Consider the following 20,842-nt stretch of genomic DNA (forward strand, 5'->3'; position numbering starts at 1 on the left):
CGACCGACCCGACCGGAGCCGACATGACGAACCTGCTGATCCGCAATGTGCGCACGCGCGCCGACGCCGCGGTCGATATCCTGATCGAAGGCGATCGCATCGCGCGCGTCGGTCCGTCGCTCGACGCGCCCGCCGGCTGCGCGATCGAGGACGGCGCGCTCGCGTTGGCGCTGCCCGGCCTCGTCGAAGGCCACACGCACCTCGACAAGACCCACTGGGGGATGCCGTGGTATCGCAACCAGGTCGGGCCGCGCCTCGTCGATCGCATCGAGAACGAGCGCCACTATCGCGCGACGAGCGGCCACGACGCGGGCGCCGCCTCGCTCGCGCTGGCGCGCGCGTTTCTCGCGGCCGGCACGACGCGCATCCGCACGCACGTCGACGTCGATACCGAAGCCGGGCTGCGCCATCTGCACGGCGTGCTCGCGACGCGCGAGACGCTGCGCGGGCAGGTCGAGATCCAGATCGTCGCGTTTCCGCAATCGGGCGTGCTCCAGCGGCCGGGCACCGATGCGCTGCTGTCCGACGCACTCGACGCCGGCGCGGACGTGCTCGGCGGGCTCGATCCGTGCGCGATCGAAGGCGATCCGGTGGAGGCGGTGGACGTGCTGTTCGCGATCGCCGCGCGCCACGGCCGCGGGCTCGATATCCATCTGCACGAGCGCGGCTCGATGGGCGCGTACTCGCTCGACCTGATCCTGCAGCGCACGGCCGCGCACGGGATGCACGGGAAGGTCGCGATCAGCCATGGCTTTTGCCTTGGCGATATCGCCGAACGCGAGCGCGATGCGCTGCTCGCGCGGATGGCGGCGCTCGGCGTCGCGATCGTCACGACCGCGCCGGCGGCGGTGCCGGTGCCGCCGGTGGCCGCGTGCCGTGCGGCGGGCGTGACGGTGATCGGCGGCAACGACGGCGTGCGCGATACGTGGACGCCGTACGGTTCGCCCGACATGCTCGAACGCGCGATGCTGATCGGCATGCGCAACGATTTCCGCCGCGACGATGCGCTCGAAGTCGCGCTGGACTGCGTGACGCACGGCGCGGCACGCGGCTGCGGCTTCGCGGATTACGGGCTTCAGCCGGGCAATCGCGCGGACGTCGTGCTCGTCGATGCACTGACGTTCGCCGAGGCCGTCGTCGCGCGGCCGGTGCGGCGCCTCGTCGTATCGTCCGGGAAGATCGTCGCGCGCGACGGCGCGCTGGTCTGAGCGCCGCGTCGCGCCGGTATGATCGGGTTTTCGGCCGGATTTCGGGAGACCACGATGCGACGCACGACCGCGGCACGGGCCGCACGATGGATGGCGGCGGCCCTGTTCGCCGCGAGCGCCGCGCATGCGGTGGCGGCCGGCCCGGCCGACGCGCAGCAGGAAGCCAACCGGCGCGCGGTGCTCGCGTTCTACGAAAAAGGGCTGAACGAGAAGGACGCGGACGCCGCGCTCGCGTACGTCGGCGATCGCTACGTGCAGCACAATCCGAACGCGGCCGACGGCCGCGACGGTTTCCGCAAGTTCGTCGCGTTTCTGCGCGACACATATCCGCAGTCGCACAGCGAGATCAAGCGCGCGTTCGTCGACGGCGATTACGTGATCCTGCACGTGCACGCGGTGCGCGAACCCGGCACGCGCGGCAGCGCGATCATCGACATCTTCCGGCTCGAACACGGCAAGATCGTTGAACACTGGGACGTCAACCAGCCGGTGCCCGAGCCGGCGGCGAACGGCAACACGATGTTCTGACGCGATCCGCGTTGCCCAGGGGCCGTTCTCGTGGCCACCCCAAATTCAAAAATCATTCCAGGGGAATGCCCGAAATCGCCCGCATGGCGGCGTTGCGCGTCACTTGTTTGGCTCGGCCAAACGGCGCTCCTTCCTCCTTGCCTGCGCCCCCGCAAGGAAGTCCCCTTGGGGGACGAGCGATTTCGCGCATTCGCATGTGCGTTCCGGATGTAAACAGACCCTAGCGTCCTTCGAGTTCCAGCATCTTCGCGAGCGTCTTCGTCAGCGCGCCGACCATCGGGTCGGCCGTCGGTCGGTGCAGGATCGCGATGTCCATGTGCTCGATCGGCGCGAAGCCCTGCTTCGCGGTCAGCACCACATGCTCGTCCGTCACGACGCGCGCGGGCAGCACGCTGATGCCGAGCCCGTCGGCGACGGCCGCCTGGATGCCGCTCAGGCTCGACGTCGTGAAGCTGATCCGCCAGCGGCGGCCGCGCTCCTCGATCGCCTTGATCATGTCGTCGCGATAGAGCCCGCGCGGCGGGAACACGACGAGCGGCACCGGGTCGAGATCGATCGACGGATGCTTCGCGCTGTCGATCCAGCGCAGCTTCTCCGGCCAGCGCACGACGGCCTCGCGGCTGTCGCGCCGCTGCTTGATCAGCACGAGATCGAGTTCCCCGCGATCGTACGCGGCGCTGATGTCGCGGCTCAGCCCGCACGTCACTTCGAGTTTGACCTGCGGATGCTCGCGCTTGAACGCCGCGAGCGCGTGCGTCGTGCGGCCCGCCGCGAAATCGTCGGGCACGCCGAGCCGGATCGTCAGCGCGACCGTCGCGCCCGACAGCGCTTCGAGCATCTCGTCGTTCAGCGCGAGCATGCGCCGCGCGTAGCTGAGCACCGTCACGCCCGCGTCGGTCGGCCGCACGTCGCGCGTGCCGCGGTCGAGCAGGCGGTGGCCGGCGATCTCCTCGAGCCGGCGCACCTTCTGGCTGACCGTCGACTGCGTCGAATGTAGCCGTGCGGACGCCGTCGTGAAACTGCCGCAATCGGCGACCATCACGAGCGCGCGCAGCAGATCGATGTCGAACAGGGGTCTATTCATTTCTGCACTTATATGGATAAGAGCATTTCATTTCCAAATGTGTGCGACGATTTTTAACATGACCGGACGGCGCGGGCAATCGCGGTTTCGCCCGACTTGGGCGCGGTATTTCGCGGCGTTCTCGGGGCGCTCGACCCATCGTATCGGCCGCGCGTCGACGAGCGCCGGCACGTCGGGAGGGAACCGGATGTTTTTCAAACGGATCGCGATCATCGGCTCGTTTGCATCGACCGCGCTGCTGGAGGCAAGCATGGCCGGCGACGGCAGCGAGCGGTACGTGCGGATCGTGCAGTTGCGCGTCGATGCGCATGCGAACGTCGATCTTGCCGATTCGAACGGCGTGACGCCGCTGCGGCGTGGGCGGCAAAGCGGGTATCGGGAGGTCGAGCGGGTGTTGGCGGCGGCGGGGGCGCGTCAGGTTTAGCGGCGGCGCGATTTTGGTTCGGGCGTGCCACCGGGGAGTTTTCGCAGGAATGCATCGGCGAGTTCAATGCAATAGTCGAACGACGGCGCGTAGCCGAGTGTCCGAATGTCGTCGAAGCGCGGTCGTACGAAGGCGCGATGCTCGTTGAGCAGACGCAGAAACGTGTCGCGATGCCGAACGAGGAACGCACCGGCTTCGATCAGGCTTCCCGGCTCCCGCTCGATGACCAGGCACAGATCGAACAGGTCCCGCGCAGTCGGACGATCACCGCGGTGCCACATTTTCTTGGCGATGATTTCCGCCGAAGTCTCGACCTTGACGACGCGATCCATCAGGGTCCATTCGTCGTAACCGGGAGACGTCAGATTCCGGGAGACCACGAAGTCGATTTCGCCATCGGGAAGCATCAGCTTCACGAACCCGGCGTGTTCCTCATAATTCGGCGTGATGTCGGACGCGGCATCGCTGATGCGGGGATTCACGTACCCGAGATACTGGGGATCGGGTACGAAGATGTCGACGTCTTTGCTGACGCGATGGCCGTGACGCAGCATGAGGACGGTGCCTCCGCCAAATGTCCAGAACGGATTCGACGTGCCATGCTTTCGTATCTCGTCGATCAGTGTCAGTGCGTGGCGAAAAAGACCTTGCCACGGGCCGTCGGGCAACGTGGATGGTGCGGTCATGCCCACACCTCCCGATACAGATGAAGCTCCTTCGACCAGGCGGCAAGATTTTTCCAGATGGTCCGAAGCGGGGTGCCCGAGCGCTCGGCGGCTTCCTCTGCCGCCTTCACCACGACAGGGAGTGGCACCTCGTCGAGGATGACGGAGAACTGTGATTCGTATCCCTTCGGAATCCGTCCCGTGGTCAACGCCTCAGCCAGAAGGCGTTCGGTCAGTTCGCCCTTGTAGCTGACGTTTGCGCTCACGACGGCTTTGTAAAGCCCGTTTTGAGCCTGTCGCGGAAGTACCAGGAGTTCAATGCCGAGCACACTGAGCAACGGGATGAGCTTGTTGATACCGAGATCCTTGACCTTGCCGGCTTCGAGTTGGTTGATGGTAAGGCGAGACAACCCTGCGAGCTTGGCAAGTTGCGCCTGAGTGAGGTCGAGTTGGGCCCGCCGTTTTGCGACGGCCTGTCCGATTTCATAGAGTTGCATGGCGACCTCCCGACGACGGCTGGGTGCTCTTCAATGTAAGCTATATCTTACATCTCGAGCGTGATGTCGGTGCTGAAAAATTCCTTGGCGGTATAGGGCGTGTTGCCGACCGGTTCGATGGAACATCGGGGAAATGCGTCGCCGTGGTTGACGGTATAGACCGCCGCGTCTCGCTGACACCTCGAAAACACGCCTTGCGACAGACGTTTGTCACACGCGGTAAATAACCGAAAATTCCGCAGAAAGGCCTTCAGCGGAGGATTTTCCCGTCTTCTCAGTCCGCATCTTCCATCCGCCGCGCTCCCCATTTCCCCGCTTGCGCTCGAAAATTGAGCAGTCTAGACTGCATCGCAGTTTCATCGAAGTCCCTGTCTTTCGCGCCCAGCGCCGGCATCCCGTCGCAGCGCCTCCACCGGACGCCGGCGTCGCCCGCCGCGTCGAGACTTTCAAGGACACGCCATGACCCGCACCGCAACGCTCCTCGTTACCGCGCCGGCGTTCGCGCCGCTCGTGTCGACACCTACGGCGCAAGGCAACTGACTTCGGCACCGTGACCCCGCCACTCATTCGACCGACAGGCACACCATGACGAGTATCCCGGATCGCGTCGCGCAAGCCGTGACGCCCGAACTGATCGCCGCGTTCCGCGAGGAAGGCGCGGTCTGCATCAAAGGCATCTTTTCCCCCGACGAAGTGGCCGCGCTGCGGGCCGGCATCGACGCGAACCTCGCGCAGCCGAGCGAACGCGCGAAAGTCGCGAGCCGGCCCGACGATCCGGGCTGGTTCTTCGAGGATTTCTGCAACTGGCAGCACAACGACGCGTATCGCCACTTCATCGCGCGCTCGCCGGCCCCGTCTGTCGCCGCCGCGCTGATGGGCACGGACACCGTGCGGCTGCATCACGACCACCTGCTCGTGAAGGAGCCCGGCACGCGGCAGCGCACGCCGTGGCATCAGGATCAGCCGTACTACAACATCGAAGGCGACGACAACGTCAGCATGTGGATTCCGGTCGACCCGGTGCCGCTCGAATCGACGCTGGAATTCGTCGCCGGCTCGCACCGCGGCCCGTGGCTGATGCCGCGCACGTTCATGGACAAGGAGGCGAAGTGGTTCCCGGAAGGCAGCCTCGCCGACCTGCCCGACATCGAAGCCGATCGCGCGGCCTTTCCGATCCGCCGCTGGGCGCTCGAACCCGGCGACATGGTGTGCTTCCGGATGCTCACGCTGCATGCGTCGGGCGGCACGCAGAACCGCCGGCGCGCGTTTTCACTGCGCTTCGTCGGCGACGACATCCGTCACGCGCCGCGCCGCTGGAAAACCTCGCCCGATTTCCCGGGGCTCGCGGCGCAACTGGCCGATGGCGCGCCGCTCGATCACCCGTTGTTTCCGGTCGTGTGGTCGCGCGACGCGGGGCAGGTGGGTGCGATCGGAGCAGTGTAGATAACGAACGCGGCGGCCGTTTCGTGACGAAACGGCCGCCGTGCGTCTGGGGCGTGCGACAAGCGATCAGGTCGGGTGGCGCCCCGCGCCCGGCTTGAAGCGCGACCCGAGCCGGTAGCGGTTGCCCGGATGCAGGAAGTGCACGAACGTGACGGGCAGCCCGTCCGTCCACGTGCGGCGCGTGAGCGTGAGGCACGGCTCGTCGGCGCGCATGTCGAGCAGCCGCGCCTGTTCGCCGGTCGGCAGCGATGCGTCGACGACGTGCTCGATTTCCAGTTCGTCGTGCGACACGTTGTTGTACAGATACTCGGACGGCGGCTCGGTCTGGAAATCCTGATCGATGAAGCCGGGCGCGGCGGCCGGGTTCACGTAGCGGTCCTCGAGCTGGATCGGGCGGCCGTTTTCCTCGTGCACGCACACCACGTGAAAGACCGGCGTGTTGACCGGCAGGCCGAACGCGGCCGCGACGTCGAACGACGCGGGCTCGCGCGACTGGCTGAGCACGCGGCAGCGGTACTCGTGGCCGCGCGCGCGAATCTCGTCGCGGATATGCGCGATCATCAGCAGGTTCGACTGCGGCTTCACCTCGGCGACGAAGGTGCCGACGCCCGCGATGCGCTTGAGCACGCCTTCCTCGGTCAGCTCGCGCAGCGCGCGGTTGACCGTCATGCGCGCGACGCCGAACTGCGCGGCGAGATCGAGCTCGGACGGAATGCGGTCGCCGGGGCGCCAGTCCCCGGACTCGACGTTCTGGCGAACGAGCGTCTTGATCTGCTGGAACGGTGCGGTGGCCTTGGTGACCATCGGAAGATCCTTGCGCGAAGAAGTGACGAGGCTAGTCGTCGTGGCTGACGATGACCAGGATCTCCGCCTGCGCGGTGCCGAGGCTGCGCGTGCGGTGCGGGATGAGCGCGTTGAAATAGACTGAATCGCCGGCCCTGAGTTGCACCGTCTCGTTCGGAAATTCGATTTCGACGCGGCCCTTGTGCACGAACAGGAATTCCTCGCCTTCGTGCTCGCGGAACGTCGACGCGACGAATTCGTGCGGCGGATGCACGACGAACGGCAGCATCTTCTTCGGCGCGACGCCGGCCGCGATGCTCTCGAAGCGGTGCGCATGGCTGTCGGCCGCCGCGCCCATCGCGGTGCGCTCGCCGGCGCGCGTGACCGTGATCAGTTCGCGGTTGCGGCTTTCCGAGAACAGTTGCTCGACGTCGACGTTCAGCGCCTTCGACAGCTTCAGCGCGACGGCGATCGACGGCACGCTCAGGCCGCGTTCGACCTTCGACAGGTAGCTCTTCGTGAGACCGGTTTCGTCGGCCAGCACGTCGAGCGTCCAGCCCTTCTGTTTTCTCAGCAGTTTCAGGCGAATCGTCATGGTGCGCCAGGTGTCCTTCGAAAAACCGATTGTAACGCATGACACAAAGTGTCATTCGGTGTATCGTGTGTCATTCGTATCGCGTGGGACACCCGGGAGACGGTCGCGAGCGGTGCGGCCGGCCCGGTTCATTCAGGAGGCGAACATGGCGGAAACGCTGAATTTGACGAAGGAAGCGCTGGTCGCGCTGGCGGAGCGGCGGCTCGAAAACGAGGTGGGCGACAGCGGCTGGTCCGCGCGGCAAAAGCTCGCGCTGACGTGCCGGATCTTGTTCGACGCGGGCCACGACTCGGGTCTGGCCGGGCAGATCACCTGCCGCGCGGACGCGGCCGGCACGTACTACACGCAGCGGCTCGGGCTCGGCTTCGACGAGATCTCGGCCGCGAACCTGCTGCGCGTCAACGAGGATCTCGACGTCGTCGACGGCGAAGGCATTCCGAACCCGGCCAACCGGTTCCATACGTGGATCTATCGCGAGCGCCCGGACGTGAACTGCATCATCCACACGCACCCGGCGCATGTCGCGGCGCTGTCGATGCTCGAGCAGCCGCTCGTGGTGTCGCACATGGACACCTGCCCGCTGTACGACGATTGCGCGTTCCTGAAGGACTGGCCGGGCGTGCCGGTCGGCAACGAGGAGGGCGAGATCATCTCGAAGGCGCTGGGCGACAAGCGCGCGATCCTGCTCGCGCATCACGGCCAGCTCGTGGTCGGCAAGACGATCGAGGAGGCCTGCATCCTCGCGCTGCTGATCGAGCGCGCGGCGAAGCTGCAACTGCTCGCGATGTCGGCCGGCGAGATCAGGCCGGTGCCGCCGGCGCTGGCGCGTGAAGCGCACGACTGGATCTCGAAGCCGAAACGCGATGCGGTGACGTTCGACTACTACGCGCGCCGCGCGTTGCGTACGCATCGGGATTGCGTCGCGTGAATCGGCGCATCGCTTCAACTCCGTCAGACCATCATTGAGGAATACCCATCGTGTCCATCCTGCTGAAAGGCATCATTGCCTACCCGGTCACCCCGTTCTCCGCCGACGGCGGCGTCGATCTCAAAGCGCTCGACGCGCTGATCGAACGCCTGATCGCCGACGGCGTTCACGCGATCGCGCCGTTGGGCAGCACCGGCGAAAGCGCGTACCTGTCCGACGCCGAATGGGAGGCCGTCGCCGCCGCGTCGATTGACGCGGTGCGCCGGCGCGTGCCGACCGTCGTCGGGATTTCCGATCTCACCACGGCGGGCGCGGTGCGCCGTGCCCGCTTCGCCGAACAGGCCGGCGCCGATGCGGTGATGGTGCTGCCGGTGTCGTACTGGAAGCTCGGCAACGACGAGATCGTCGCGCACTATCGCGCGATCGGCGACGCGATCGGCATCCCGGTCATGCTGTACAACAACCCGGCGACGAGCGGCGTCGACATGTCGCCGGACCTGATCGTGACGATCTGCCGGGCCGTCGACAACGTGACGATGGTCAAGGAAAGCACCGGCGACATCGGCCGGATGCATCGGCTCGCGCAATTGAGCGACGGGACGATCCCGTTCTACAACGGCAGCAATCCGATGGCGCTTGCCGCGCTGGCCGCCGGCGCGGCCGGATGGTGCACGGCCGCGCCGAACCTGAATGCCGCGTTGCCGCTCGCGTTGTTCGATGCGATGCGCGCAGGCGATCTCGCGCGCGCCAGATCGGTCTTTCACGCGCAGTTGCCGTTGCTGCAGTTCATCGTCAACGGCGGGTTGCCAGTGACCGTGAAGGCCGGGCTGAGGCTGCGCGGCTTCGACGCAGGAGAACCGAGGCGGCCGCTGCTGCCGCTCGGCGAGGCACGCACGCGCGAGCTCGAGCGCCTGCTCGCGACGCTGCCGGACGGTGTGGCGGCATGAGCGACGACGCACGGCCGGCGATCGCGGTCGCCATCGGCGCGGTGCGGATCGGCGCGAGCCGGCCGCTTGCCGGCACACCGCACGCGAGCGCGATCGACAAGCAGCCGACGGAGGCGCGTCTGTGGCTGGGCGCGCTCGGGTTTGCCGGCGACGCGCAGGCCGATACGCGGCATCACGGCGGCCCCGACAAGGCCGTCCACCACTATGCGCACGATCACTATGCGTGGTGGGCCGCGCAGATAGGCGCGCGCGACGTGCTCGCCCGGCCGGGTGCGTTCGGCGAGAACCTGTCGACGCGCGGCATCACCGAGCACGACGTGTGTCTCGGCGACGTGTTCACGCTGGGCGGCGCGGTGCTTCAGGTCTCGCAGTCGCGACAGCCGTGCTGGAAGCTCAACGCGCGCTTCGATCATCCGCGCATGGCGGCGCTCGTGCAGCAAAGCGGCCGGACCGGCTGGTATTACCGCGTGCTGCAGGAAGGCTGGGTCGCGCCGGGCGATGTGCTGGCGCTGCTTGAGCGCCGCTACCCGCAATGGCCGCTGTCGGCGGTGCTCGACGTGCTGTATCGGCGCACGCTCGACATGGCGGCGCTCGATGCGCTGTGCGACGTGCCGTTGCTGCCGCCCGGCTGGCGCAAGATGCTCGACAGGCGCCGCACGGAGCGGCAGGTCGAGGACTGGACGAAGCGGCTCGAGGGATGACGGGCCGCGTCCGGCGCTTACTTCGTCGGCAGGTTGCGCACGTCGGCCGTCGGCTCGGCACCGAATGCGTCGCTCAGCGCATAGCCGATCAGTTGTCGGGCGGTCGCTTCGGGCGTGGCGAGCGCACCGCTCGACTTCAACTGGTCGAATTTCCCGCGCATCGGGAAGCGATCTTCGCCGGTCGCGCGGATCGTGGCCTGCATGCCCGTATCGACGACGCCCGGCGCGACGCTGCAGATGCGCAGCGCGCCGTTCGCATCGAGCGCGACGGCGCGCGCATGGTGATCGAGCGCGGCCTTGGTCGCGCAGTAGACGCTCCAGCCCGCATACGCGTTGCGGGCCGCGCCGCTCGACAGGTGCACGATCCGGCATTCGGTCGACGCCGATGCGGCTTGCACGAGCGCCGCCGACAGCATCAGAGGCGCGGCGACGTTCAGTCCGACCGCGCGGGCGACGATCGTCGGGTCCTGCGCGGCGAGCGGGCCGATCGGATCGACGATGCCCGCGTTGTTGAACAGCAGCACGAGCGACGCGCCGTCGACGAAGCCGCGCAGCGTGTCGCCGGCCAGCCAGGTGGCGACGGCCGTCGTGTCCGACAGATCGAGTTCGACTTCGGCGAAGCGGTCGCTGGCTTGCGACGCGAGCGACGGATGACGGCTGCGCGACACGCCGAGCACGACGATGCCTTCCTGCAGCAGTTGTTCGGCGAGCGCCGCGCCGACGCCGCGCGTGTGTCCGGTGACGATGGCGCGCACGTGTGCGGAAGAAGATGCAGTCATGGTGGTGAACCGGTGAGCGGGTGAGCAGGAGTGACGAGCGGCGCGCGGCACGGCGGCGGCGCGTTCGGCGAGTCATGTGTCGCGTCGGCGTGCGAAGACGGTCGCGCGCGGCGCCGCGGGTATCGGGATGAACGCATATCGTAGCGCCGGCATGCGCATCGCGCAAACGCCCCGGGCGCGCGTGGACGATGAATCGGCGGTGCGGCGCGCGCATGCATCGCCGCGTGATGCCGCGTGCCATCGGGCGCACCGCCACGTCCGACGAAAGCCCGCTGCGGCACGTGCGCACGCGGGGGCGGCGAGCGGCGCCGGGACACGCGTCGCGAGCTATCATATGCCTCGCCCGTGCGCGATGCCGCGCGGGCCGCGACCGTTCCCTTCACCTGCTGCACGCTGCGACGCCACCCATGAACACCACGCCGGATACGCCCACGCCCCGCGCCCTTCGCGAACTCACGCCCCTCGAGGCCCGCATTCTCGGCGTGCTCGTCGAGAAACAGCACACGGTGCCAGATACCTATCCGCTGTCGCTGAACGCGCTGACCGCCGGCTGCAACCAGAAAACCGCGCGCTCGCCCGTGATGAACGTGAGCGAGGACGAAGTCACGACCGCGCTCGACGGGCTGAAGCACCTGAGCCTCGTGATGGAGGGCAGCAGCAGCCGCGTGCCGCGCTTCGAGCACAACATGAACCGCGTGCTCGGCATCCCGAGCCAGGCGATCGCGCTGCTGACGATCCTGCTGCTGCGCGGCCCGCAGACGGCCGCGGAGTTGCGCCTGAACAGCGCGCGCCTGCACGGCTTCGCGGATATCTCGTCGGTCGAGGCGTTCCTCGACGAACTCGCCGCGCGCGCGCAGCCGCTCGTCGTCCGCCTGCCGCGTGCACCGGGCGCGCGCGAGAACCGCTGGATGCACCTGATGTGCGGCGAAGTGAACATGGCCGACTTCGCGAGCGCGGATGCAGGCGGCGCGGATTCGGTGCCGCCTTCCGAATTCGAAGCGCTGAAGGCCGAGCAGAAGCGCCTGGCGGACGAAGTGGCGCGACTGAATGCGCTGGTTCAGCGGATGGCGAGCGAACTCGGCATCGACGCCGACGCGCCGGGCGACGCGGGCTGATCGTCTGCCGATGCAATGACGGCGGAGCGTGCGCACCGCCGCGTTACTTCAGCTTGACGCCGGGGACGAGGTAGCGACACGCGCTTCGGATCAACGGGCGCATCACGGGCGACAACAGGATGGTTTTCATGACGGTGCGTGAATGATGAAGATGCATGTCAACCGACACTGATCCGCGTCGCGCCGGCATCGACGAGCCGGAACAGCAGATCCTCGACGGCCGTCTCCGGCGCGGAACCGAGATCCGCGTGGATGCGCCAGCCCTGTTCCGTGCGAACCGGTTCCGACAGGTAGTGAACGATACCGTGCAATCCATCCTCGGCTGGCGTGTTCTCGTCGTCCCCGTCGAACCACGCGAGGAACCACGTCTTGAAGGCATCGTTGGCAGCGGTTTCGTCGAGACCGTCGGCTTCGACCGCGGCCCAGTCCCAGACGAACGGGCGGATCGACACGGCCGCCGTTTCGAGCTCGAACGCGAACGGCTCGAAATCCAGTTGCGTGGCCGAGTCGACCATCGCGGGCTCGCCGGCCGATTCGCCTTCGGCGGCGATGGTATCGGCGCGGCACGGCAGCGCGAGCGGACCTTCGGTGGCCAGCGTGCCATCGTCCCGCCGGTAGGCCGGTTCGACGACGACTGCCGGTTGCGTGGCTGCTTTCGCGAGCAGATCGGCATAGGGTTGGCGGATGGCGCGGAGCAATTCGGAAACGGTCATCGTGATGTGTCGGTCGGGCAGGGAACGCGTGGTCGCAGGCAAGTGGTACGCGAAGCGGCGGACGTCACCCGACGGGCCGCTTCGCTACCGGACAGTTGCGATCGTACGGTACTTCGCCCGCACGCGAACACTCGGCCGAACGGCCGGGCCGCTTGCTGGCCACCACGCCGCGCAACGCGGCGAACGGCGGGCGAACCCTTGCGACACGCCTTTTTTGCCTCGTTTTGACGTCGGCCCTATTCCCGCGGCGGCCTCCCGCCTTCCCCCGCCGCAAGCCGCTACCGTCTCGCGCGAGTGCCATAATCGAGCCTGCCCATCATTCCAGACAGACGTCCCCCGGAGAATCACCATGCAGAACCTCGACAATCCTTCCCACGATCGCGAGGTAGGCAGCGCCGACGCGACGCAGGACACCACGCGCATCGACGACGTGCGCATCGGCGCGGTGCGCCCGCTGATTTCGCCCGCGCTGCTGCTCGACGAACTGCCGGTGCCGGCCGCCACGCAGACGCTCGTCGAAGACACGCGCCGCGCGATCGGCGATATCCTGCACGGCCGCGACGACCGCCTGCTGCTCGTCGTCGGCCCGTGCTCGATCCACGATCACGACCAGGCGCTCGATTACGCACGCCGGCTGAAGGCGGCCGCCGACGCGTTGAAGGACGACCTGCTGATCACGATGCGCGTCTACTTCGAGAAGCCGCGCACGACGGTCGGCTGGAAGGGCTACATCAACGATCCGCGCCTGGATGGCAGCTTCCGCATCAACGAAGGGCTGCGCGCCGCGCGGCAACTGTTGCTCGACATCAACGCGCTCGGCCTGCCGGCGTCGACCGAATTCCTCGACCTGCTGAGCCCGCAGTACATCGCCGACCTGATCGCGTGGGGCGCGATCGGCGCGCGCACCACCGAGAGCCAGAGCCACCGCCAGCTGGCGTCGGGGCTGAGCTGCCCGATCGGTTTCAAGAACGGCACCGACGGCGGCGTGCAGGTCGCGTCGGACGCGATCGTCGCCGCGGCCGCGAGCCATGCGTTCATGGGGATGACGAAGATGGGGATGGCCGCGATCTTCGAGACGCGCGGCAACGACGATGCGCACGTGATCCTGCGCGGCGGCAAGAACGGCCCGAACTATGACGCCGAGCACGTCGAAGCAAGCTGCGCGGTGCTGCGCAAGGCCGGATTGCGCGAACAGGTGATGGTCGATTGCTCGCATGCGAACTCGAACAAGTCGCACGAGCGGCAGATCGAGGTGGCGCAGGATCTCGCGCGGCAGTTGGGGCAGGGCGAGCATCGGATCGTCGGCGTGATGGTGGAGAGCCATCTCGAAGCCGGCCGACAGGACCTGAAGCCCGGCGTGCCGCTCAAGTACGGCGTGTCGATCACCGATGCGTGCCTGAGCTGGACGCAGACGGAGCCTGTGCTCGACGTGCTGGCCGACGCCGTGCGGCACCGGCGAACGTATTCGCGCAATGCGTGACGCCGCGTGGTCCGATGCGCCCCGAAGGCCGGGTATGCGTTTCGTGAGGTTGTCCCGATCGGCAGGCCGCGGCGCCATTTTTCGGGGCCGCTCGCTCCACTTGTCCGCACGATCGTTGATCCCGATCCGGCTTGCCCCATCTGCCGTGTTGCATCGTGAACGCACGATCCGGCGAATGCCGCTACCATGAAAGACGTGTTGCTCGCCGCAGTCCGGCCACGCCGGTCCGCCACGCACACGCGCAGTGGCGGTGCGGCCGGCCGTCACGCGACCGACGAAGCGCGGGGCGGCCATCCGTGGGGCGGCCACCGATCAGCCGTTGCGCCCGCTTCGCGCCCGGAATCCACAACAACCGCACCGGAGTGCATGAAACATGAAGTTCTACAAGACCCTCATCGCAGCAACCGTCCTCGCCTCGAGCGTCAGCGCGCACGCGCAGATCGCGGGCGCGCAGCCGATCAGCGTGACCGTCGAGCAGTCGCAGGCGCTGCTCGAAGGCTGGAGCGTGAAGAAGAGCGTGCTTGGCAAGACCGTATACAACGACGACAACCAGAAGGTCGGCAAGGTGCGCGACCTGATCGTCGCGCCGGACGGCTCGGTGTCCGCCGCGATCGTGTCAGCCGGCGGCTTCCTCGGCGTGGCCGCGCATGACGTCGCGGTGCCGATCGCGTCGCTCGACGTGCGCAACGGCAACATCTACCTGCCCGGCGCGACGAAGGAGGCGCTGAAGGCCACGCCGGCGTTCCAGTACGCGAAGGTGCCGTCGCCGCCGAAGCCGAAGAAGGTCGACGAAAAGCACTGATCCGCTACCTGCGCGTCACGCGTCGCCCGTCGCGACGGGTGACGCGCGCTCCGGCGACGGTCAGGTTGCGTCGAGCCCGCCGTCGACCGTGATCACCTGCCCCGTCATCCATGCCGCCTGCGGTGACGCGAGCGACACGATCCAGCTCGCGACGTCCGCGGGCTCGCCACGCCGGCCGAGCGGAATGCGCGCGCGCTCCTGCGCCTTGATCGCTTCGATGTCGGTTTCCGACAGCTTCATCCGTTCCGACAGGAAGTCCGTTTCCGTCGGGCCCGCCGCAACGGCGTTCACGCGCACGCCCGCCGATGCGAGCTCGAGCGCCCAGCAGCGCGTCAGATGCTCGAGCGCGGCCTTGCTCGCCGCATAGTGCGACAACAGCGCCGCTGCCTTGTGTCCGAACGTGCTCGACACGTTGACGATGCTGCCGCGCGCCGCTTTCAGATGCGGCAGCGCGGCGGTCGCGAGCATCGACGGCCCGAGCGTATTGACGCGGAAGATCGCGCTGATCGCGTCGAAGGTCGCCGACTCGAGCGGCAGGATCGCCCCCGCGCCCGCATTGTTGACCAGCACGTCGAGCCGCCCCGCCAGTGCGACCGTTTCGTCGATCGTGCGCGAGGCGTCGGCCGGATTGCCGGCGTCCGCGACCACGTAGTCGATGCCCGGCGCGCTGCGCGCGGCGGCGGAAAGCGCCTCTTCGCGGCGGCCCGTGATGACGACGCGCGCCCCCTCGCGTACGAACGCGACGGCCGCCGCCCGCCCGATGCCGGCGCCGCCGCCGGTAATGAGGACCACCTTGTTGTCGAATGACTGCATGACTCCCTCGTGAAGACGATGGGTGGAACGTTCGCGCCGTCTAGCGTTCGGGCGCATCGTCCGCCGGCGCAAGCGCCACGATGTGGCTGATGCCCTCGTGCGCCATCTTCGTATACGGACAGAAACGCTCCGTATTGCGGACGAGTTCTTCCGCCAACGTGCGTTCGACGCCCGGCAGCCGCACGCGAATGTTCGCGTTCAGCATGAACAGCCCGTCCATCGGATCGCGGCAGAAGTCGATCGATGCGGACACCGACGCGCCGGCGATCGCTACGCCCGCCCGTGCGGCCAGCAGGCTCAGCGCGCCGTGAAAACACGCCGCATAGCTCGCGGCGAACAGTTGCTCCGGGTTCGGGCCGTCGCCGGGCCCGCCCAGCGCGGACGGCAGGCGCAGCGCGACATCCAGGCGCCCGTCGTCGGAACGCGCGACGCCCGATGCGCGGCCGTGCTCGGCCTCGCCGCCCGTGACGGTGACCGTCGTCGAGTACAGCGTCTGCGGTTCTCGGCCGCGATACCGGTCGAGCAGCGACAGCGGCGGCGGGCGCAGTGGCGTCATGGTGTGCGATCCGGCGGTGGTCAGCGCGCGAGCGCGTGCTGCCGGAACCACGCGTCGAAGGTCGTCGCGCCGAGGCGCGCGCCGGGCGCCGGCACGAGCGTGTCGTCCTGCAGCACCGCGCCGAAGTAGTCGGCGTCCGCATCCCGCGTCACCGTGCGCGCGTCGTGCGTGGCCGACAGGAAACGTTCGACCAGATCGGCGATCCGCACGCGCTCGGGGCCGCCGATCTCGACGATGCCGTTGCGCGGCGCATCGAGCGCGAAATCGGTCACGGCGGCCGCGACGTCGTCCGATGCGATCGGCTGGAAGTGCGCGGTGGTCAAGCGGACCGTGTCGCCTTGCGCGCCAGCCTGCGCGATCGCGCCGACGAATTCGAAGAACTGCGTCGAGCGCACGATGGTGTACGGCACGCCCGCTTCGCGGATCAGGTTTTCCTGAACGATCTTGCCGCGGAAATACGCGCTCTGTTGCAACCGGTCGGTGCCGACCACCGACAACGCGACGTGATGGCGCACGCCGGCCGCACGCTCCGCGGCGAACAGGTTGCGTCCCGACGCCTCGAAGAATGCCTTCACGGCCGCTTCCTCGAACGACGGCGAATTCGCGAGATCGACCACGACCTCCGCGCCGGCGAGCGCGTCGTCTAGCCCCGCACCCGTGATCGTATCGACGCCCGTCGACGGCGCTGCCGCCACCGCGTCGTGGCCGCGTGCGATCAGGTTCCTGACGACCTTGCTGCCGATGAGGCCGGTACCACCAATGACGACGATCTTCACGATTGCTCTCCTTGAACGGGCGCGCGACATGCGCGCCGCTTGAACCTGCCGAAACCGGCGCCGATCGCGTTCGCGCGATTGGGCCGCCGCCTTGCCGAGCGGCGCCGCGCCGTATGCGCGTGCCTGCCGAACAGCCCGCATCGTAGGCATGCGCCGCGCGATCCGCCAGTGTCCTGCAAGCCCTCACCATGTTGCCGCGAATGCATCAATCGACCGCCTCCAGCGGCGCCGTCGTCGTCATGGTCGTCATCGTCGCCGGGCAGTGCAGTTCGCGCGCACGCGTCTGTTCGATCATGTAGTCGATGAACACGCGGATCCGCGTGGGCAGGTGCTTGCGGCTCAGGTAACAGAGATAGTGGCCGCCGTCGTCCGGCGCGTGCTGGCCGAGACAGCTCACCAGCCGGCCGTCGGCGAGCAGGTCGCACACCTGGTACGCGGGCAACTGCGCGATGCCGAGCCCGTCGAGCGCCGCCTGCACGACGAGATCGATGTCGTTGAACGTGTGATGCGCGGCGATCTGGCGCTGCTGCGTCACGCCGTCGATCCTGAATTCCCATTCCGTCACGCGGCCCGATGCGGTGCGCAGGTTGATGCAGCGATGCCGCTCGAGATCGTCGACGTGGCGCGGCAAGCCGTGCTGATGCGCGTACGACGGCGACGCGCAGACGATCATCTGCATCGGAATCAGCCGGCGCGCGACGATCGCGCTGTCCTCCATGCGGCCGTCGCGAAACGCGACGTCGATGCGGTCGGCGGAGAAATCGACGGGCCGGTCGTTCAGCAGCAGTTCGAGCGTGATGTCCGGATACTGCGCATGGAAGTCGCGCAGCAGCGGCGCGATGACCTTGCGGCCGAAGCCCGGCGTCGCGCCGATGCGCAGGTGTCCGCTAGGCGGCCCGCTGCGCAGCTCGCGCATGTCCTCGAGCGCCTGCGCCAGATGCTCGATGCCGGGCCGGCAGTTTTCGTAGAAAAGCTCGCCTTCGCGCGTCAGCGACATGCTGCGGGTGGTGCGCTGGAACAGGCGTGCGTCGAGCCGGTCCTCGAGCCGCTGCACGTGGCGGCTGACCGACGAGCGGCCGACGCCGAGGCGGTCGGCGGCGCGCGCGAAGCTGCCCTCGGTGACGACGGCCAGGAACGTGACCACACCGGCGTAGCAGGTCGAGAAGCTGCGCGCGAACGGGTCGTCGGCATCGGGGCGGCGGATGGAGGTGTCGGGCATGGTGGCGCTGGAATCGTGGTGTCCGTATGCGACTAGACGTTTCAGCGCTGCCGCCTGTGACACCGCCCGCCGCATTTTTTCAAAAAAGGCTGCGGCGGCGTACGAGCCGGCTATTTTTCCGGCACGAGCACGGGCGCGCCCTTGTCCTTCAACAACAGCACGATGAACTTCGCGGGCCGGGTCTGGCTCGCGTTGCGTCCGACCGTGTGCAGGTCGTTCGGGCCCTCGTAGAAGGTCTGGCCCGGTTTCAGCGTGACGGGCTCGCCGCCCTTCACCTGCATCACGATCGAGCCTTCGACGACATAGACGAATGCGTCGGCGTGGTGGCGGTGAACCGGGTCGACAGCGCCGGGCGGGTATTCGACCGAGATCATCTGGGCTTCCTTGCCCGGATAGTCGTCGAGCGGCTTCGTCATCAGCGTCGTGACGATGGCCGAGGGCGCCGCATGGGCGGCGCCGGCGGTGGCGGCCGCGACCAGGAGCGCGGATGCGACGGCATGTTTCAAGCGAATCATGGGATGTATTCCAGTGACCGCCGCCGGCAGGCCGCCGGCGGCGAAGAAGGGCGCCCGCGACCGGGCGAGGGCGTCAGGCGAGATTGGCCTTGTCGAGGCCGTAAGCCTTGTCGGCCGAACCCGGAGCGGTGCGGAACGCCACATTCGCGCGGTTCCAGCCGTTGATCGCCATCACTTCGAACGTCAGGTCCGACAATTCCTTCTCGGAGAACTGGCCGCGCACGCGATCGTAGACATCGTCCGGCACGCCGTGCTCGGGGAGTTTCGTCAGTATTTCGGTCCAGGCCAGCGCGGCCCGCTCGCGCGGCGAGAACAGCGTCGATTCGCGCCACGTCGCCAGATGGTGCAGGCGCAGTTCGCGCTCGCCGTGAAGGCGCGCTTCCTTCACGTGCATGTCGAGGCAGAACGCGCAGCCGTTGAGCTGCGACGCACGGGCCGATACGAGATCGCGGATCGATTCCTCGATCGCGCTGCCGCGCAGCAAATTGCTGAGTTCGAGGAACTGCTTGAACAGCTCGGGCGATTGATGCATGTAGTTGAGACGCTGCGTCATGATTTCTCCTGGCGACGAAGAGGCTGGCCCGCGTGGTGCGGGTGTCGTGGGCGGCAGGGCGCCGCGCGAAATCATCTTAGGAGGGTGCGCCGGTACGCGGTAGCCACGCACAGGGACGCATCGTGTTGCGCGCGCTGCATCAATCCGCGCTCGACGGCGGGTGCGGCCGGCGCCGGCGCGGGGACGCGCAAGTCAGCCGGCCGCGCAGGCGGCCGCGATCCGCGCGAGCTTGTCGGGGTTGCGCTGCACGAGAATCCGGCCGATGCGCGCGCCGTCGGTCTCGAACGACATCGCCGCTTCGAGTTGCCCCGCGATGAAGCGCAGCATCGCCCATTCGCCGTTCAGCACGACCGGCCGCATCTCGACACCGCTGCCGCAGCGCAACCACGTCGCATAGAACAGTTGAGCGATGCGGCGACCGCCGACCAGCGGTTTCGGGAAACTCTGGACCTTGCCGCCGCCATCGCCGATCAGCATCGCGTCTTCGGCGAGGAGCGCCTGGATCGACGGGAAATCGCCTTGCGCGAGCGCGTGCGAAAAGCTCTGCAGCAATTGCCGGTGGGTTTCGCGCGGCACGACGTGGCGCGGCCTGTCGGCGTCTCGCAACTGGGCCTTCGCGCGGCTGACGAGCTGCCGGCACGCGGCTTCGGATTTGCCGATCGCGTCGGCAATCTCGTCGTAGTCGGCATCGAACACTTCGCGCAGCAGGAACGCCGCGCGCGCTTCCGGCGTCAGCCGTTCGAGCAGCAGCAAGTACGCGACCGATACGTCGTTCGCGCGCTCGGTCATTTCCTCCGGCGTGGCAGGCGATTCGCCGAGCTCCGGCTCGGGCAGCCAGATGCCCGTGTAGTGCTCGCGCCGGAGCTTCGCCGCGCGCAGGCGGTCGATCGACGTCCGCGTCGTGACCGCGACGAGCCAGGCCTCGGCGTTCTCGATGCGCTCGCGCGCCGCGTCGTGCCAGCGTAGCCACACGTCCTGCACGATGTCCTCGGCGTCCGCGATCGAGCCGAGCATCCGGTACGCGATCTTCTGCAGGCGCGGGCGCAACGCGTGGAAGGTTTGTGCGTCGTCGGTCATCACAGCCACACCCCGTTGAACGCGAACGTCACGGGCCCGCTCAGGAACACGCTGCCGGCGTCGTTCCATCGAACCGTCACGTCCTGCCAGCCGAGCCGCGGCGCGCCCATTTCGACCTCGATCAACCCGTCTGTATCGTGGGAACAGTGCAGGCGCCCGCGATTCGTGCGCAGCACGACCGACGCCGCGCCGGTTCCCCGCCTCAGCTTTTTCCACGCGACACCGCGCGTCGCGCTGCCGCAGGTATCGAGCGCCGAGCCGTCGGGGTTCCGGAACGCGACGCGGGCGGCTGCATCGTCGCAATCCGACCCAACCGCGAGCGCGTTGGAGCCGATGCCGCGATGCCGACCGCCGATACGTCGCACGAGGTCGCGATCGACACGATGCGCGGGATCGTGCCCTTGACCACGCAGGTTGACGATGACGAAGTCATCGCCATTCGCGTTCGTCTTCTGAAATGCAATCGGCATGGCGGTTCCGGAATGGGGGCAGGCAAATACTGTACGTGGCTCGCCGGTCGTGAGCAATCGTGGCCTGACGGCGGGCATGTGACAGCGACTACGTAATTCTACGTAGATCCTCATACGTAGTTATCCGCTTGTAAGCGGCCCCCGTCGCGCGGAATACTACGGCCCATCGCC

The 20,842-nt window shown here is 67.7% G+C and carries 26 protein-coding genes; 10 read left to right on the top strand and 16 right to left on the bottom strand.

Translation table 11 applies throughout. The annotated features are described in order from the left end of the window. The first annotated feature begins 23 nt into the window (after window positions 1-23). Both QZM15_RS09835 and QZM15_RS09840 read left to right on the top strand, forming a co-directional pair. On the top strand, window positions 24-1,208 hold the full coding sequence (locus QZM15_RS09835) for an amidohydrolase family protein (RefSeq protein WP_059644457.1): 1,185 nt from the start codon (window positions 24-26) through the stop codon (window positions 1,206-1,208). 54 nt (window positions 1,209-1,262) lie between these two features. Continuing rightward, the gene (locus QZM15_RS09840; RefSeq protein WP_124658178.1) at window positions 1,263-1,736 is read left to right on the top strand and encodes a nuclear transport factor 2 family protein; all 474 of its coding nucleotides are present in this window, start codon (window positions 1,263-1,265) and stop codon (window positions 1,734-1,736) included. A 220-nt stretch (window positions 1,737-1,956) separates the two neighbouring features. Here the strand turns inward: QZM15_RS09840 and QZM15_RS09845 are convergent, their stop codons facing one another. Then, window positions 1,957-2,820, bottom strand: a complete 864-nt coding sequence (locus QZM15_RS09845) for a LysR family transcriptional regulator (RefSeq protein WP_059581630.1) — start codon at window positions 2,818-2,820, stop codon at window positions 1,957-1,959. Window positions 2,821-2,847: 27 nt separating this feature from the next. Further along, window positions 2,848-3,072, bottom strand: a complete 225-nt coding sequence (locus QZM15_RS09850) for a hypothetical protein (RefSeq protein ID WP_302106290.1) — start codon at window positions 3,070-3,072, stop codon at window positions 2,848-2,850. Here QZM15_RS09850 and QZM15_RS09855 point away from each other — a divergent pair. After that, window positions 3,071-3,244, top strand: a complete 174-nt coding sequence (locus tag QZM15_RS09855) for a hypothetical protein (protein WP_226093803.1) — start codon at window positions 3,071-3,073, stop codon at window positions 3,242-3,244. The genes QZM15_RS09850 and QZM15_RS09855 overlap by 2 nt on opposite strands. On the opposite strand, the gene QZM15_RS09860 is transcribed toward QZM15_RS09855, so the two are convergent. Next, window positions 3,241-3,930 (bottom strand): nucleotidyl transferase AbiEii/AbiGii toxin family protein, encoded by a 690-nt coding sequence (locus QZM15_RS09860; protein ID WP_089465869.1) that lies wholly within the window; start codon window positions 3,928-3,930, stop codon window positions 3,241-3,243. The genes QZM15_RS09855 and QZM15_RS09860 overlap by 4 nt on opposite strands. After that, window positions 3,927-4,406, bottom strand: a complete 480-nt coding sequence (locus tag QZM15_RS09865; RefSeq protein ID WP_089465868.1) for a helix-turn-helix domain-containing protein — start codon at window positions 4,404-4,406, stop codon at window positions 3,927-3,929. The genes QZM15_RS09860 and QZM15_RS09865 overlap by 4 nt, the downstream gene beginning before the upstream one ends. A 585-nt stretch (window positions 4,407-4,991) precedes the next feature. On the opposite strand from QZM15_RS09865, the gene QZM15_RS09870 reads away from it, so the two are divergent. Continuing rightward, window positions 4,992-5,849 carry a phytanoyl-CoA dioxygenase family protein gene (locus QZM15_RS09870; RefSeq protein ID WP_059581640.1) on the top strand — a complete coding sequence of 286 codons (858 nt, stop codon included), beginning with the start codon at window positions 4,992-4,994 and terminating at the stop codon, window positions 5,847-5,849. Window positions 5,850-5,915: 66 nt separating this feature from the next. On the opposite strand, the gene hutC is transcribed toward QZM15_RS09870, so the two are convergent. Then, window positions 5,916-6,653 (bottom strand): histidine utilization repressor, encoded by a 738-nt coding sequence (gene hutC / locus QZM15_RS09875; protein ID WP_059581643.1) that lies wholly within the window; start codon window positions 6,651-6,653, stop codon window positions 5,916-5,918. Window positions 6,654-6,684: 31 nt separating this feature from the next. Further along, window positions 6,685-7,227 (bottom strand): helix-turn-helix domain-containing protein, encoded by a 543-nt coding sequence (locus tag QZM15_RS09880; RefSeq protein WP_059644440.1) that lies wholly within the window; start codon window positions 7,225-7,227, stop codon window positions 6,685-6,687. 145 nt (window positions 7,228-7,372) lie between these two features. Here QZM15_RS09880 and QZM15_RS09885 point away from each other — a divergent pair, with 145 nt between their 5' ends. From QZM15_RS09885 to QZM15_RS09895, 3 genes are read left to right on the top strand one after another with little or no spacing between them, the layout of a single operon-like run. Next, window positions 7,373-8,155 (top strand): aldolase, encoded by a 783-nt coding sequence (locus QZM15_RS09885; protein ID WP_059644435.1) that lies wholly within the window; start codon window positions 7,373-7,375, stop codon window positions 8,153-8,155. 50 nt (window positions 8,156-8,205) lie between these two features. Then, the gene (locus QZM15_RS09890) at window positions 8,206-9,102 is read left to right on the top strand and encodes a dihydrodipicolinate synthase family protein (protein ID WP_060968201.1); all 897 of its coding nucleotides are present in this window, start codon (window positions 8,206-8,208) and stop codon (window positions 9,100-9,102) included. After that, the gene (locus QZM15_RS09895) at window positions 9,099-9,803 is read left to right on the top strand and encodes an MOSC domain-containing protein (RefSeq protein ID WP_302106291.1); all 705 of its coding nucleotides are present in this window, start codon (window positions 9,099-9,101) and stop codon (window positions 9,801-9,803) included. The genes QZM15_RS09890 and QZM15_RS09895 overlap by 4 nt, the downstream gene beginning before the upstream one ends. Before the next feature lie 17 nt (window positions 9,804-9,820). Here the strand turns inward: QZM15_RS09895 and QZM15_RS09900 are convergent, their stop codons facing one another. Next, window positions 9,821-10,582 carry an SDR family oxidoreductase gene (locus tag QZM15_RS09900; RefSeq protein ID WP_302106292.1) on the bottom strand — a complete coding sequence of 254 codons (762 nt, stop codon included), beginning with the start codon at window positions 10,580-10,582 and terminating at the stop codon, window positions 9,821-9,823. Window positions 10,583-10,989: 407 nt separating this feature from the next. Between QZM15_RS09900 and QZM15_RS09905 the strand changes: the two genes are divergently transcribed. Then, the gene (locus tag QZM15_RS09905) at window positions 10,990-11,697 is read left to right on the top strand and encodes a YceH family protein (protein WP_059644423.1); all 708 of its coding nucleotides are present in this window, start codon (window positions 10,990-10,992) and stop codon (window positions 11,695-11,697) included. A gap of 158 nt (window positions 11,698-11,855) precedes the next feature. On the opposite strand, the gene QZM15_RS09910 is transcribed toward QZM15_RS09905, so the two are convergent. Beyond that, window positions 11,856-12,410, bottom strand: coding sequence for a hypothetical protein (locus QZM15_RS09910; protein WP_059581666.1), 555 nt, complete (start codon window positions 12,408-12,410; stop codon window positions 11,856-11,858). 349 nt (window positions 12,411-12,759) lie between these two features. Here QZM15_RS09910 and QZM15_RS09915 point away from each other — a divergent pair, with 349 nt between their 5' ends. Continuing rightward, the gene (locus QZM15_RS09915) at window positions 12,760-13,890 is read left to right on the top strand and encodes a 3-deoxy-7-phosphoheptulonate synthase (RefSeq protein ID WP_059581668.1); all 1,131 of its coding nucleotides are present in this window, start codon (window positions 12,760-12,762) and stop codon (window positions 13,888-13,890) included. Window positions 13,891-14,263: 373 nt separating this feature from the next. Next, entirely contained in the window at window positions 14,264-14,692 is a 429-nt protein-coding gene (locus QZM15_RS09920; protein ID WP_059581669.1) for a PRC-barrel domain-containing protein, read from the top strand. A gap of 60 nt (window positions 14,693-14,752) precedes the next feature. Here QZM15_RS09920 and QZM15_RS09925 read toward each other — a convergent pair whose 3' ends face one another. The 8 genes from QZM15_RS09925 to QZM15_RS09960 all read right to left on the bottom strand — a co-directional run bounded on the left by QZM15_RS09925 (window position 14,753) and on the right by QZM15_RS09960 (window position 20,671). Further along, the gene (locus QZM15_RS09925; protein ID WP_302106293.1) at window positions 14,753-15,505 is read right to left on the bottom strand and encodes an SDR family NAD(P)-dependent oxidoreductase; all 753 of its coding nucleotides are present in this window, start codon (window positions 15,503-15,505) and stop codon (window positions 14,753-14,755) included. A gap of 40 nt (window positions 15,506-15,545) precedes the next feature. Continuing rightward, window positions 15,546-16,061: an Ohr family peroxiredoxin gene (locus QZM15_RS09930; RefSeq protein WP_060968205.1), complete on the bottom strand. Its 516-nt coding sequence runs from the start codon at window positions 16,059-16,061 to the stop codon at window positions 15,546-15,548. Window positions 16,062-16,081: 20 nt separating this feature from the next. Continuing rightward, window positions 16,082-16,837, bottom strand: coding sequence for an SDR family oxidoreductase (locus QZM15_RS09935; protein WP_302106294.1), 756 nt, complete (start codon window positions 16,835-16,837; stop codon window positions 16,082-16,084). 205 nt (window positions 16,838-17,042) lie between these two features. Beyond that, window positions 17,043-18,056, bottom strand: coding sequence for a LysR family transcriptional regulator (locus QZM15_RS09940; protein WP_059581680.1), 1,014 nt, complete (start codon window positions 18,054-18,056; stop codon window positions 17,043-17,045). A gap of 110 nt (window positions 18,057-18,166) precedes the next feature. Next, window positions 18,167-18,571, bottom strand: coding sequence for a cupin domain-containing protein (locus QZM15_RS09945; protein ID WP_059644407.1), 405 nt, complete (start codon window positions 18,569-18,571; stop codon window positions 18,167-18,169). Window positions 18,572-18,644: 73 nt separating this feature from the next. Further along, the gene (locus QZM15_RS09950) at window positions 18,645-19,124 is read right to left on the bottom strand and encodes a carboxymuconolactone decarboxylase family protein (protein WP_059581685.1); all 480 of its coding nucleotides are present in this window, start codon (window positions 19,122-19,124) and stop codon (window positions 18,645-18,647) included. 192 nt (window positions 19,125-19,316) lie between these two features. Further along, window positions 19,317-20,201 carry an RNA polymerase sigma-70 factor gene (locus QZM15_RS09955; protein ID WP_226223454.1) on the bottom strand — a complete coding sequence of 295 codons (885 nt, stop codon included), beginning with the start codon at window positions 20,199-20,201 and terminating at the stop codon, window positions 19,317-19,319. Continuing rightward, entirely contained in the window at window positions 20,201-20,671 is a 471-nt protein-coding gene (locus tag QZM15_RS09960; protein WP_302106295.1) for a hypothetical protein, read from the bottom strand. Before QZM15_RS09960 ends, QZM15_RS09955 begins: the two co-directional genes overlap by 1 nt. Window positions 20,672-20,842 lie beyond the last annotated feature (171 nt).

The organism is Burkholderia sp. AU44665 (genome assembly GCF_030504405.1).
Lineage (GTDB): Bacteria > Pseudomonadota > Gammaproteobacteria > Burkholderiales > Burkholderiaceae > Burkholderia > Burkholderia semiarida.